The organism is Streptomyces sp. NPDC058051 (assembly GCF_042885475.1).
GTDB lineage: Bacteria > Actinomycetota > Actinomycetes > Streptomycetales > Streptomycetaceae > Streptomyces.
This window is the reverse complement of record NZ_JBHVRW010000003.1, coordinates 133919-147107: the sequence shown is the minus strand read 5'-3', so window position 1 is coordinate 147107 and position 13189 is coordinate 133919. Positions and strand designations below refer to the sequence as shown.

General features: G+C 71.9%; 7 protein-coding genes, 1 tRNA gene and 3 pseudogenes. 6 read left to right on the top strand and 5 right to left on the bottom strand.

Features of this window, described 5'->3' with window-relative positions; all coding sequences use genetic code 11:
• Positions 1 to 85: 85 nt before the first annotated feature.
• Complete coding sequence (locus ACFVUT_RS06315; RefSeq protein ID WP_389670924.1) at positions 86 to 3301, bottom strand: tetratricopeptide repeat protein; 3216 nt, start codon at positions 3299 to 3301, stop codon at positions 86 to 88.
• A gap of 364 nt (positions 3302 to 3665) precedes the next feature.
• Between ACFVUT_RS06315 and ACFVUT_RS06310 the strand changes: the two genes are divergently transcribed.
• Positions 3666 to 4919: a hypothetical protein gene (locus ACFVUT_RS06310; RefSeq protein WP_389644484.1), complete on the top strand. Its 1254-nt coding sequence runs from the start codon at positions 3666 to 3668 to the stop codon at positions 4917 to 4919.
• Between the two features lie 622 nt (positions 4920 to 5541).
• On the opposite strand, the pseudogene ACFVUT_RS06305 reads toward ACFVUT_RS06310, so the two are convergent.
• Positions 5542 to 7700: pseudogene (locus ACFVUT_RS06305) on the bottom strand (ATP-binding protein); the annotation flags it as partial.
• Positions 7701 to 8107: 407 nt separating this feature from the next.
• On the opposite strand from ACFVUT_RS06305, the gene ACFVUT_RS06300 reads away from it, so the two are divergent.
• Positions 8108 to 8485: a hypothetical protein gene (locus ACFVUT_RS06300; RefSeq protein WP_389644487.1), complete on the top strand. Its 378-nt coding sequence runs from the start codon at positions 8108 to 8110 to the stop codon at positions 8483 to 8485.
• An 85-nt stretch (positions 8486 to 8570) separates the two neighbouring features.
• On the opposite strand, the gene ACFVUT_RS06295 is transcribed toward ACFVUT_RS06300, so the two are convergent.
• Positions 8571 to 8783, bottom strand: a complete 213-nt coding sequence (locus ACFVUT_RS06295) for a hypothetical protein (RefSeq protein WP_389644489.1) — start codon at positions 8781 to 8783, stop codon at positions 8571 to 8573.
• A 149-nt stretch (positions 8784 to 8932) separates the two neighbouring features.
• Here ACFVUT_RS06295 and fes point away from each other — a divergent pair.
• A pseudogene (gene fes, locus ACFVUT_RS06290) lies at positions 8933 to 10089 on the top strand (enterochelin esterase); the annotation flags it as partial.
• Between the two features lie 201 nt (positions 10090 to 10290).
• On the opposite strand, the gene ACFVUT_RS06285 reads toward fes, so the two are convergent.
• The gene (locus tag ACFVUT_RS06285) at positions 10291 to 10497 is read right to left on the bottom strand and encodes a hypothetical protein (RefSeq protein ID WP_389644863.1); all 207 of its coding nucleotides are present in this window, start codon (positions 10495 to 10497) and stop codon (positions 10291 to 10293) included.
• Between ACFVUT_RS06285 and ACFVUT_RS06280 the strand changes: the two are divergent.
• Positions 10477 to 11006: pseudogene (locus tag ACFVUT_RS06280) on the top strand (ATP-binding cassette domain-containing protein). The gene ACFVUT_RS06285 and the pseudogene ACFVUT_RS06280 overlap by 21 nt on opposite strands.
• A 386-nt stretch (positions 11007 to 11392) precedes the next feature.
• Here ACFVUT_RS06280 and ACFVUT_RS06275 read toward each other — a convergent pair.
• Positions 11393 to 11464, bottom strand: a tRNA-Arg gene (locus ACFVUT_RS06275).
• A gap of 170 nt (positions 11465 to 11634) precedes the next feature.
• Here ACFVUT_RS06275 and ACFVUT_RS06270 point away from each other — a divergent pair.
• Both ACFVUT_RS06270 and nrtL read left to right on the top strand, forming a co-directional pair.
• Positions 11635 to 12117 carry a response regulator gene (locus tag ACFVUT_RS06270; protein WP_389644492.1) on the top strand — a complete coding sequence of 161 codons (483 nt, stop codon included), beginning with the start codon at positions 11635 to 11637 and terminating at the stop codon, positions 12115 to 12117.
• Between the two features lie 55 nt (positions 12118 to 12172).
• On the top strand, positions 12173 to 13168 hold the full coding sequence (gene nrtL, locus ACFVUT_RS06265; protein WP_389644495.1) for an ArgS-related anticodon-binding protein NrtL: 996 nt from the start codon (positions 12173 to 12175) through the stop codon (positions 13166 to 13168).
• Positions 13169 to 13189: the final 21 nt, after the last annotated feature.

The window sequence follows — 13189 nt, the reverse complement described above, 5'->3', positions numbered from 1 at the left end:
TCGCCGACGCACACCGAGAGCGTCCTCGCCACCGTCTGAGCCCATCCGTACATCCCTACAGGCGCCGGCTTCTGGGTGCGGACGCTCAGGAGTCGGCGACCTCAGGTCGTTCCAGCAGGAGTCGTAGGCTGTCCGCCTCCTCCAGAGCTCCAAGACGCCGGTAGAGACGCACGGCCCGGGTGCCGAAGCGCCGGGCGGAAGCCCAGTGCTGTGTGTCCAGCGCCGTACGTGCCAGTCCCGCGAGGGCCTGTGCGGAGCCGAGCAGGGATCCGATCGTGTGCGCCGATTTGAGACTCTGCTCGTACATGTCCGACGCGATCTCGGGGTGCCTCGAAATCCGGTGGACATGGGCCGAACCGAGCAGTGCGCGCATGGTCTCGAACCCGTTCTCGATGCGACGTGACACCTCCTCGGCCATCCGGTAGTGGGCCAGGGCCTCTTCGTGATGCCCGGTCTCCGTGTGCAGAGCCCCCAGCGCCATCAGGGTGTTCACCTCGCCCAGGGCGTCACCGTGCAAACGGTGTGATTCCAAGCTGCGCTGGAAGCAGGCCAGGGCCCGCGCCGTCCGGCCGGTCGCCAGGTACACGGCCCCCATATTGGTATCCAGAATGTCCAATTCCTGACGGCCGCCATGCAGATGCGTCAATTCCAGGGATCGTTCGTACTGGGCAAGTGCCTCTTTGTGGCGCCCCTGTGATGTGTGAAGCTCTCCCAAATTGTTCAATGCGTATATCTGGCCGAGGTGATTCCCGGTCTCCTGGTAGATGTCGAGTATCACCCGGGCCCGGTCCAGTGCCTCCGCGTGCCGTCCCTCCTGGAAGAACGCCGCTCCCTGGACGTTCAGGGCGTCCGCCTCGCCCTCGCGGTTTCCGATCAGCCGGTAGGCGGACAGGCTCTGATCGAGGGTGCGCAGACTCGCCGTTCCGCGCCCTGCCGCCAACTGGGCCCGTCCTGCCTGCAGAAGGGCGTCCGCGCGGCCGTCCGGATGGTCGAGTCGCCGGAACAGTTCGTGGGCTTCGCTCGCGCAGCTCAGGGCCTCGTTGGGGCTGGTCTGGGCCAGTATCTCGGCCGCCTCCACCAGGTTCTGGGCGAGGTCGAGGGGGGCGCCGCGGGAGCGCAGGGCCCGTACGGCCGCTTCGTACAGCTCGTTGGTGACGGTCCAGGCGGCCCAGCTCTTCAGCGCCGGAGCGAGGACGTGCGGGAAGAGGGCCGCGTACGCGGGAGCCTCCTCGGCCGCCGCACGGGCGACGGTGAGAAGGTTGGCGCGCTCCTGGGCCAGCCACGCCGAGGCGTCTTCGGAGTGGTGGAAGTCGGGGGCGTATGCGGAGGTGCGCTCCGGCCCCAGCGGCAGTCTCCGGCGGCGCGGCCGGATGTGCCGGTCCGCACGGTCCGCCGCGGTGAGGTAGTAGGCGAACAGCCGGCTCGTCGCCTTCGGCCGGGCTCCCTCGGGTTCCGACCGGGTGAACATGCTCAGCGCGAAGCCTCTGGTCAGGTCGTGCAACCGGTACCGACCGGGGGACGGCTCCTCCAGGAGGTGGAAGTCCTGGAGCTCTTCCACGCTGCGGCGGACCCGGGCGCCGTCCGGCGGTGCGCCGACCAGGGCCGCGGCTGCCGCGACCGTGATGTCCGGACCGGGGTGCAGGGCCAGATGGCGAAGCAGTTTCCTGGTCGGCGCGGCGAGTTCGGTGTAGGAGAGCCGGAACACCGAGACGATTTCCCCCTCGCCGAACTCGTCGAGCGGGCCGGCCGCCTGGGCCAGCCGGTCGAGCAGGTGGCGCAGGTCCCAGGACTTCCGATGCCGGAAACGGCTCGCCAGCAGCTGGATCTGCAGCGGATGGCAGCTGCAGGCGTCCGTCACCAGCCGGAGCGCCTCGGGGTCGGCGGACACGCGCGCGGCGCCCGCGATCCGGGTGAAGAGAGCGGCGGCCTCCGTGTCGGTCAGCGCGTCCAGCAGGAGTGAGGAGGCGCCGTCGAGCCCGGCGAGCCGGCTCCGGCTGGTCACCATGGCCCGGCAGGTCGCGGCGCCGGGCAGCAACGGGCGTACCTGGGCGGCGTCGCGGGCGTTGTCGAGCACCACGAGCACCCGGTGGCGGGCGGTCCACTCGCGCCACCGCGCCGCCCGCTCGTCCAAGGAGTCCGGCAGATCCCCGGTCGCCCCGGCCGCGTGCAGCAGAACCCCCAGAGCCTCGACGGGTTCGTACGGCGGCCGTCCGCTGAACCCGTGCAGATCGACGTACAGCTGACCTCCCGGATAGGAGGTGCGCAGCCGGTGGGCGGCATGGATGGCGAGTGCGGTCTTCCCGATGCCGGGCATTCCGTGAACAACGGTCAGAGGCATGGCGTACGCGCCGGAATCGTCCGATCCGGCATCGGGTTCCGTGTCGTCGACCGTCCCCGGTCCGTACGACGCGGAACCGTCCGGCTGCACCGAGTCGCCCATCAGCAGTCGCAGTTCCTCGGCGCGGCCGGTGAAGTCCGCGCTGTCGCGGGGGAGGTTGCTGCGCGGCTCCACGGCCTCCTGCCGGTCGACGCGTTCCGCCGTCTCCATGAGCGTGCGGTCCTGTTCGAGGATGCGGCGGTGCAATTGCTGGAGATCCGGGCCGGGCTCGATACCGAGGCTCGCGCTCAGCCGCGTCCGGGTGTTGCGGAAGAGGGAGAGTGCCTCGTCGTGCCGCCCCGACCGGTACAGCGCCAGCATCAACGAGGCGATCACCTGCTGGGCCAGAGGATTCTCCGTCGCCAGCTCGTGCAGCTCGCCGACGAGATCGGCATGCCGCCCCAACTCCATCTCCAGCCGGATGCGTTCCTCCCGGACCCGGCGGTGGTCCTCCGCCAACCGGCCCCGGACCGAGGCGGCCCAGTCGCTCGTGGACTCGGGCAGCGGCTCACCCCTCCACCGGTCCTCGGCCGCGCGCAACAGGCCGACGGCCAGCTCCCGCCTGCCCCGCTCGGCCGCTACCCGGGCCTCCTCGCGCAGCCGCCGGAAATGCGACAGATCGACCTCGACGGACGGATCCAGCCGGAGCTGGTACTGGCGCCGCGACGGGCGGTCCACCAGAACGAGATCCCCGACGCCTTCACGCAGCCGTCTGCGCAGCCGTGACACGTAACTCTGCATGGATTCCACGGGCGTCTCGGGCTGCTCATCGCCCCAGACCCGGTCGATCAGCGCGTCCATGGAGACCGGTTCGCCGAGGGCGTGCACGAGAACGGCCAGCACACAGCGCGTTTTTGTCGCTCCGAGCGCGCATTGCTGTTCTTGATGCCATAGTTCAAGAGGTCCCAGAGCAAGAAGTTCCACATCGCCCCCGCTGGGTGCGCTACTTCCTGCTGCCGACGGCAGCGCCCGCACGTGCGTACGGGACCTCCCACTGATACCCCCGGCCCCAGGGGAGCGAACAGGGGCGCATGGGCGCGTCCTGGGCGCACCTTCCGACCGCCGCCGGGCGCGTCCTGGGCGCACCTTCCGACCGCCGCCGGGCGCGTCCCGGGCGTGCCCTCCGGTCGTCGTCCCGCCGCCCTGGAACCGCCCGCAGCCGGAGTGCAGGATTCCTGCAAGCAATCCGTCCAACCCCCCGGGCACATCAATGCCATGGGCCGCGAAACGACGTGGCCGCCCCGGTCGGACGTGCCGTCCGGGGCAGAGGAATCGGGGGAGCGAATCCATGAGTCTGACAATGGCCGAAACTCAACGGCCGCATGTGCCCATGCGTCTCGATGTCGAGCGCTGGGCCACTCGGCAGATCCGTCGGAGGGTACTGGCTGTAGTGCATACGGTGACCGCCGGGCAGCGCCTGCTGGACGCGGTACGGCTGCTGGAGGGGGACGCCCGGATCCAGACGTTCTTCACCCCGGCGCCCGATGTGTTCAGCAATGGGGTGGACACCTTCCTGGAGGAGCTGAGCGGGCTGGTCCTGCCGTGGCACCAGGCCGTGCAGATGCCCTTCGACCTGGCGTTGGCCGCGGCGCACGGAGGCCTGAGCGACCTGCACGCGCCGGTGATCGTGCTGCCGCACGGAGCCGGCCACAACAAGCTGGTCCCGGACGGGCAGCGCGGGCGTCTCGTCGCGGAGCGCGGCGTGTACGGACTGAACAGGCAGTGGCTCGTCCAGGACGGCAGGCTGGTGCCCGAGGCGATCGTGCTGGCACACCACGAGGAACTGACGCGCCTGGGCCGCGAGTGCCCCGAGGCGCTGCCCGCGGCCGAGGTGGTCGGGGATCCCTGCTTCGACCGCATCGCCGCGAGCCTGTCCTCGCGAGCGCTCTATCGCGAGGCGCTGCACACCAGGGCCCGCCAGCGGCTGGTGCTCGTCTGTTCCACCTGGGGACCGCGCTCCCTGTTCGGACACGGGCAGGAACTCCTGGAACGACTGGTTGCCGAACTCCCACGGGACGAATACCGGGTCGCCCTCCTGCTCCACCCGAACGTCTGGAACGCCCACGGGGAATGGCAGATCCGCAGCTGGCTGGCGACGCTGGGAAGGATGGGCCTCACAGTGATCAGCCAGTACGCGGACTGGGTCGGGGCCCTCGTCGCCGCCGACTTCATCGTCGGTGACCACGGATCCGTCTCGCTCTACGGATCGATGACCGGAGTGCCCGTGCTGATGGGGTGCGCGCCGGAGGCGGATGTGGACCCCGGTTCGCCCGTGGCCGAACTGGCTTCGCTCGCTCCCCGACTGCGCCCCGACCGGCCGCTCGTCCGCCAGTTGGCCCGTGCAGCCACGCTCTACCGGCGGCAGCGGTACGAGCAGATCGCGGGCCGTATCACCTCGGAGCCCGGCCGGTTCGCCGCCAGGATGCGCGCGCTGATCTACCGCAAGCTCCGACTCCGCGCCCCCGCCGCGCGGTTTGCCCCGGAGCACGCACCGCTGCCGTTCACCGTGCGCGACGACGCGCCGCGCCGGGGTGTCCGATGACGGTGCCCGTCCTCGTACTGTCCGAGGACCCACGGGTACTGTCCGAGGACCCCCGGACCCGGGGGCCGGTCCGCCGCACCCGGGCCACGCTGCTCCACCCGGACATCGGTGTCCCGGTCACGGACGAGCACGTACGGGTCCGGCTGCCCGCCCCGCCCCCGTTGCCGTCCCTCGCCGACGTTCTCGTGGCCGCGGGCGACGGGCCCCGGTCCGCGACGGCGCTGGCCGTCAGCCACCCGGGGGCCCTGGTGGTGGCCGTGCACCGCGGCCCGCGGTGCTGGCTGCGGCTCGGCGGTGACGGCCACTCGGTGACGCTGAACGCACGATGGCCGGGACCGCCGTGGCCGATCTGGGCCTCGCTCGCCCACGTCTGGCTGGTGGCCGGGCTGCCCGTGGCGGAGCTCGGCACGACAGCGGTACGGGTCATCAGGAGCATCCGTACTCAGGCCACGGAACCGCTGTCACCCCCGGTGTCGGCGACGGCGTCGCTGCCCCGCACGCTGTCGCGCACGGAACCGTTGTCACCCACGGCGCCGCTGGCACGCACAGAACCGTTGTCACCGGCAAAACCGTGGTCGCGCACAGAACCGTTGTCGCCCACGGCGCCGTTCTCATCGCTGTCCGGCGCCGGTTCGCCGAGTCGGCCCCGTGCCTCCTCCGCTTCGGCCGAGCCCGAGCGGCCGACCGCGGCGTACAGGCGCAGCACCTCCCGGTAGCGCTCCCGGGCGAGTTCCGGCTGCCCGCGCCGCTCGGAGACCAGGGCCAGGCCTCCCAGCGCGCGGGCCGTCTCGTAGTCGGCGGCCATGGGCCGCAGCGTGTCCAGCGCCGCCAGCAGACCGGCCTCGGCCCGGTCGAGCTGTCCGAGCCCGAGGTACGCGCGCCCGGTCAGCGCGTCGGCACGCGCGGCGTTGTACGGGTCGCCGGCCGCCCGCAACACGCTGCGGGCGGCCTCCGCCTCCCGGGCGGCCTCCTCGTACCGTCCGCGCGACAGCGCGACGTCCGCGAGATTGAACCGGGCCAGCGCACTGGCCCGGTGGTCACCGCAGCCGAGGAGTTCGACGACGGCACGGCCGAAGAGTCCTGCGGCACGGTCCGGCTCACCGAGTCGCTGGTGGGCCAGACCGCGGTAGTTGAGCGTCCGGGCGTGCCCCAGCGCGTCTCCGGCGCGGAGGAAGGAATCGGCGGCCCGCTCGAACATCTCCCGTGCCTCTTCATGGCTGCCCATGTCGAGTTCGCCCAGGCCCCCGGAGGTGAGCATCCGGCACACTGCCGGCTCGTCGCCGGATTCCTCGGCCGCGAGCAGCCCTTCCCGATGAGCCTCGCGCCACTCCGCGTAGAACTTGCGCCGCAGGAACAGGGGCCACATGGCATCGGCCAGTTGCCAGCCGAGCGCCGGAATTCCCGCAGGACGGGCGAGCCGGAGCGCTGCCATGAGATTGGGTAACTCGTGTTCGAGCCAGTCCAACGCGGCTTCCGCCGCTTCGGCGTCGCCACCCGCGGTGCCGTCACCGAAGTCCGCGACGACGACCGGCCCGGGGCCGCGGTCCCGGGCCATGGTGGCGTGCTGCGGGTCGATGATCTCCTCCGCGCGGGCGGCACTCGCCAGGTAGTGGTAGCAGACGCGGCGCACTGCCGCGGCCCGCTCCTCGGCGGACTCGAACCGGTTCACCTGCTCGACGGCGTGCAGCCGTACGAGGTCGTGGAATCGGAAACGTTCGGTTCCGTCCGCCTGGCCGGCGTCGATGAGCAGATTCGCGTCGTACAGCACATCGAGCGCCTCGGCGGGGTCCTCGCCCAGTACCGCCTCGGCCACCGGCCCGGCGAACTCGCGCCCGGGATGCAGCCCCAGCAGCCGGTAGAGACGGGCCGCCTCTGGAGGAAGCCCCTGATAGGAGAGATCCAGTGCGGCGCGCACATCGTGGTCGCCTTCGATGGCCAGTGCCTCCAGACGGTCGCGTTCCTCGGTCAGAGCCCGGACCATGGTGGTGATGTGGTGCCGCGGGCGTGCTGCCAGCCGGGCGCCGGCGATGCGCACCGCGAGCGGAAGCCCCGCACACAGATCGACCAGGGCGCGCGCTTCCTCGGGCTGTGCGGCCACCCGGCCGTCGGCGAGGGTCGACTCCAGCAGTTCCACCGCCGCCTCCGGCGTGAGGGGCTCCAGATGGATCACATGCCCCCGTCGACGCTGAGGCCCGGCAACCGCCGTCGACTCGTCACCGCGGTCACGCACTGCCCCGCGGGCAGCAGCGGCCGGACCTGCGCCGCGGTGGCCGCGTCGTCCAGCAGGACCACGAGCCGTCGGTCCGCGGTCAACTACCGGTAGAGCGCGATCCGTTCGGCGAGGACCGGGGGCACCTGCGCGGTCGGCACGCCCAGGGCCCGGAGGAACCGTCCGACGACCTCGCCCGGTTCCACCGGTCCTCCCGGCGACTGCGCTCCCAGATCCGCGTACAACTGACCGTCGGGAAAATGCGGACGAAGGGTGTGCAGCCACGCGACCGCGACCGCGGTCTTGCCGACACCGCCCAGCCCGCTCACGGCCGCCAGCGTGGGATGTCCCTCCCTGGTGGCCCGTGCCCGGTGCGCCTCCAGCGCATTCACCTCGGCCGTACGGTCGGTGATCCGGGTCGAGGGCGGAAGCTGCCAGGGCGGCTTCGGCCCACCGCCCCCCGGCGGCGCCTCTGTGCGGATGTGAATGCCGCCGTACACGGTCCCCGACTGAATCGCGGGGCCGTGCACCGTACCGCTCACGTCGTTGTCGCTGCGTTCGTTCCCCCGCACCGGTCCCCCTCCGAACGGCCGATGTCCGATGTCCTGGAGGACATCATTTCCGCACAGGCGATCGATACCCGGTCCGACGCCCTGCGCACGCTGTTCCATGTCCTGATACTGCCCAATGGATCCACGGCGTGTGGCATATACGGAAGGCATATGCCACGTGTGGGTGTACGGGATCCTGGGAAGCGGCCGGCCCGGCCCGCCTCGCGAGAGACGCACCGGGATCGACGCGGGCGACCGTCGGGACCGGCCCCCGGACGCGCCCCCTGCAACTGCTGTCCCCGCACGGGCAGTACGGCCGTCCGCTCCTCGCGGGGCGCTGGCGCCCCCGCCCGATCGCCACCGGAGGCGCGTACACGCGAACGCCCGACCCGCCCCGGGCCGCACGGCTCCGCGCCTATGCTCGCGGGATGGAGCAGAGTGAAGTGGTGAAGCGGGTCGTGGGCATCCTCACGGAGACGGGCGAGATCCGCCGGCTCCTCGAAGAGAGCGTCGACCGTGACGACGTGCAGGCAGATCCGGGCGTGGTGACCGCGCTCCTGAACGAGACGATGCCCCGGATCACGATCCCCGAGGACGCCTCGATCGAGGAGGTCGCGACACTGGTCGGCCGCGAGGTCGGAGGCGCGGTGGAGCAGTTGGTGGGCGCGTTCACCCTGGCCTTCGCGATGCTGGCGCAGGTACATGACTCCGGGCAGACGGACGTGACCTCCGCCGACGTACTCCAGGACCTGGCGCTGCGGGCGGAACAGATCGGCTCGGGCGGAGCGGAGGGCCCGGAGGCGTAGAGGGCCCGCGCTGGATGGGCGGCTGCGCAACGGGGGAGACGCCGCCGTGATCGATCCGTAGGGGCCGGGCGATCCTGCCGAGACGTCACGTCAACTGCCGTCCGGCGAGCAGGAGGTGCGGCGGGGCAGGGCGTTCGCCGTTCCGCCCCGCCGGGAGGCGTGCCGGATGCCGTCCGGTGTCCGGTCGGCATCCGGCGCCGGCCGGGATGAGCCGTGGCGTCGCGGAGCGGGTGGACACCTCGATGATCCGGTTGTTGTTGAGGCCGGCGGCATAGGCGGTGCCGGTCTTCTCGTTCACGGTCGGGCCGGAGGGCTGGGCGCCTTCGCAAGGAAAATCGGGGCGCCCTCCCTCTCGGGATTCCCTCCCGGAAGCCCCTCTCGGTGGCGCATCGAGCGAGAGGCAAGGTAACCCTAAGTTGTCTGTCCCGTTCCGTCGGAGTCCCTCTCGTGATCACGTCCACGCCGCCTCAGGGCGCTCCGCGCCGACCGCCGAGGACGGCGCGCCCGGACAGGCTGCCGAGGCTCGCCGAACCCGGATGCCAACTGCCCGGCCCCGACGGGACCGAGAAGTTCTGGGACACCGTGCGTATCGGCGGTACCCCGGTCGTCTCGCCCGACCCGGGTGCAGCGCCGAGCACCGGGCGGTGACCTTTCTGTGGCGCGGCACCCCCGCCACCCGCGCGGTCCAGGTCTTCCCCAACAAACTGGGTGACCCCCGGACCCCCGAGGGCAACCTGATGGAGCGGGTACCCGGCACGGACGTCTGGCACTGGACGCTGCGCCTGCGCCACGACTGGCGCGGCACCTATGACTTCTACGTCGACGAGGGGGACGGCCCCGAGCACGGCACCCCCGCGTACGGGCAGTGGCTGCGCACCCGACGCCGCCCCGACCCGCTCAACCCGCGTACGCTGCCCCGCCGCTGGAGCGGGGATCCGGTCTCCTGCGCCGAACTCCCGGCCGCTCCCGGCGCCCAGGGCTGGCAGCCGAGGTCGGATGTGGCGCGCGGCCGGGTCACCGTCCACGACGTTCCCACCGAGAATCTGGGCGGCGGCCGTCGCGTCCGGCTGTACGAACCGCCCCTGTCCGCAGGGCATTCCACCGAGCCGCCGGTACTCGTCCTCCTCGACGGCGAGCACTGGCAGCCGAACCTGGGCCTGGCGCACCTGCTGGACAACCTGATCGCGGACGGGCGCATTCCGCCCCTCGTCGCCCTGCTCCCGGAGTCCGTGGACGCCGACACCCGGTGGACGGAGATGACGTGCCGCCCGGAGTTCGCCGCCTTCCTCGCGGACGAACTGCTGCCCTGGACGGCCGCCCGGATTCCGGTCACGGACGACCCCGCCCGCACCGTCGTCGCGGGACAGAGTCTCGGCGGACTGTCCGCCGCCCATACGGCCCTCTGCGCCCCCGGACGCTTCGGCAACGTCCTCGCGCAGTCGGGTTCCTTCTGGTGGCCCGACGGCCCGGGGGCCGAGTGGCTCACCGGACCGATCGCGCGGGGGCCGCGCCTCCCGGTCCGCTTCCGGCTCTCCTTCGGCGAGCAGGAATGGGTGGCCCTCCCGGCCGCTCGCCGTCTCCGGGACACCCTCGCGGCGGCAGGCTCGACGCAGTGAGCCGCTTCCCCCGGGCTGGGCCGGGCCGGGGGAGTCGCCGCCTGGCCGGGCGCAGGGCGAGCCTGTCGCACCCCACACACCGACCTCGGTTTCCCGAACCACAACCAGGTCCGGGAAACCGAGGTCACGCACGAGTCCCGCGCTTCGCCCACAGCGTCCCAACGAGGACGGGCCGTCCGGCCCGGGCCGTCAGTACGCCGTCGGCACCGCGGGGGCGGCCGCGGCCCGGCGGGCCCTGCCTGCCCGGACCACCAGCAGAATTCCGCCGACGATCGCCAGCAGCCCCGGCACGCCGATCGCTGCCGCCGGCCCCAGGTAGCCGTTGTGACCGGCACCACCCCCACGGCCGCCGGTGCCGACAGGCCGCCGCCCGGCATCGAAGTCCGTTCCCTGCACGCCGGCTACCCGGGTCGCCCCGTCGTCGAGAACGTCGACCTCGCCGTCCCCGTCGGTGAGGTCGTCGCGATCGTCGGTCCCAACGGCTGCGGAAATCGACCCTGTTGCGCACGGTCGCGCGCCTGCACCGGCCCGACTCCGGCACCGTCCTGGTCGGCGGGGACGACATCTGGGAGCTGAACCGGCGTCGCGCGGCCCACCGCGTCGCGCGGCCCACCGCGTCGCGCTGCTGCCGCAGTCCCCGCGCGCACCGGAGGCTGTCTCGGTCGCCGGTCTCGTACGCTACGGCCGCCACCCCCAGCAGGGACTGCCGCGCGGCAGCGGCACGGTACGCCGACACGCTCGTCGCCCTGAAACACGGACGGGTCATCGCCCAGGGACCTCCCGCCGAGACCGTCGACGAGGCCCTGGTGAAGGAGTTCTACGGGCTGGACGCCGACATCCTCCGCGCGCCCGGTGACGCCTCGCCGGTCGTGGTCCCGCGGACCGGACGGCTCACGACGACGTGACGTGCCGGGGCTTTCGACATCGGACGTGAGGCATGAGGCACCGGTCGGGGCCGTGGACGGTGATGTGTCCGCCCCGTGGGGACGTGTTCGGTCGGACCGGTCCCACAGGGGGATCAGGGGGCCGAGGACGTCCCCTGGCCTACGACCCGCGTCTCTCCGCACGTTCGACGTGGCTGAACGCCGGGCCGTCGTACCGCCGGGCCGTCGTACCGCCGGGCCGTCGTACCGCCGGGCCGTCGTACCGCCGGGCCGTCGTACCGCCGGGCCGTCGTACCGCCGGGCCGTCGCACCGGGGGCGTCGTCCCGCAGCCTTCAGCGGGCATGAAAAAGGCCCTCTGATCAGCGTTTCCACTGTACAGAGGGCCTATTCGGCACCTTGTGCAAGGTGCCCCCGGCAGGATTCGAACCTGCGCACACGGCTCCGGAGGCCGATGCTCTATCCCCTGAGCTACGGGGGCGTATCGCTGTGTTGCTCGGCGACGGGGGAAACACTACCAGCTTCCGCGGGGTGTCCGTGAACAGGTATTTCCGGCTGCCGGAGGCGGCTTTCCCGGCTCTGAGGAGGGGGTGTGCGGGGGTGTTCCGGATGCATTCGGCCAACCTCCGCGCCACTCGTCCGGGGTGGGAAATGGGCAAAACCCGGACGCAGCCCCTACGCCGCGCCTACCCTCGGAGTGTGTCAGGGGCGTGTGGCCGCGTGCTTGTTGTCGACGACAACAAGGTCATCCGGCATTTGATCAGGGTCAACCTTGAGCTTGAGGGCTTCGAGGTCGTGACCGCGGCCGATGGCGTCGAGTGCCTGGACCTGGTGCATCGGGTCTGTCCCGATGTGATCACGCTCGATGTCGTCATGCCCAGGATGGACGGTTTTCAGACCGCCGCCCGTCTGCGCTCCGATCCGCGCACCAGACATCTGCCCGTGGCGATCATCAGCGCCTGCACGCCCTACGAGGTGGACAGCGGCATCGACGCGGGGGTCGACGCGTTCCTGGCGAAGCCCTTCGAGCCGAGCGAGCTGGTGCGGCTCGTACGGCAGTTGGCCGTGCGGGAGGATCCACCGTCGCTCGACGACAGACACGGTGTGGGAAGGGCGGAGAGCGCCGCAGGGTGACCGCATGGCGAAACCGGGTCGCGGGGTGGCCCCCTTCCTCCCCTACGCTTGTCCTGTGACCCCCGCCGATCTCTCCAGGACCGTGCTGCACGCCGTGCGCCGCGCGGTCGACGAGGACGTCTTGCGTGCGCCTGTGCCCGCGCGCGTGCGGGTGGAGCGGACCCGGCCCGGGGGGCACGGGGACTACGCCTGTGCCGTCGCTCTTCAGCTGGCCGGACCCGCCGCGCTGCCGGCCAGGGAAGTGGCCGAGATCCTCCGGGCGCGCATGCGGGAAACGCCGGGAATCGGTGGCGTCGAGGTCACCGGGCCCGGGTTCCTGAACTTCACCCTCAGCGGTTCCGACCCCGTCGAAGCACTCGTCCGGGCCATCGGCGAACGCGGCACGGAGTATGGGCACGGGGACACCCTCGCCGGCACCACGGCCTCCTTCGCACCGGTCGACGAACCGCGCGCCCGCGTCGTCGTCGAGACCGTCGAGCGACTGCTCCGGGCCCAGGGGGCGCACGTCGGGGCGCGGACGCCAGGCGCGGAAGCGCTGCACGTGATGCCCCTGCCCGCCTCGGACCGTGACCTTTTCGCGCAGCTCGGAAGCGACGCCGCCCGATGGGCACTGCTGCGGTCCGCCCCGCACGACCGGGCCCGGTGCACGGGGAACGACGCGCTCCTCGCGCAGCGGGAGAGCAACCCGCTGTTCCAGGTGCGGTACGCGTACGCCAGGACCCGCGCCCTGAGCCGGAACGCCGAGCGGCTCGGGTTCTGCGGCAGGTACGAGCAGAGCGTGGACGCGCCGGTGCTCGGCGCGCTCCTCGCCGATCATCCCGGTGTGCTCGCCGCCGCCGCACGCCACCGGGAGCCCGACCGGCTCGCCCGGCAGCTGGAAGCGCTCGCGCAGTCCTTCTTCGACTTCCACGACGGTGCCCGGCCGCTCCCCGCCGGTGACGAGAAACCCTCGGCCGCCCACCGTTCCCGGCTCGCCCTTGCCGAAGCCGCCGGGACGGTGCTGGCCGGTGGCCTGTCCCTGCTCGGCATCAGCGCACCCGAAGTCCTCTGAGAGATCCGAGAGAACAGAGCA

Bases quoted from the DNA above. Each gene is read 5' to 3' on its own strand.
- ACFVUT_RS06310 (WP_389644484.1), top strand. From the start codon at position 3,666: ATGAGTCTGACAATGGCCGAAACTCAACGGCCGCATGTGCCCATGCGT.
- ACFVUT_RS06300 (WP_389644487.1), top strand. From the start codon at position 8,108: ATGGAGCAGAGTGAAGTGGTGAAGCGGGTCGTGGGCATCCTCACGGAG.
- ACFVUT_RS06270 (WP_389644492.1), top strand. From the start codon at position 11,635: ATGGGCAAAACCCGGACGCAGCCCCTACGCCGCGCCTACCCTCGGAGT.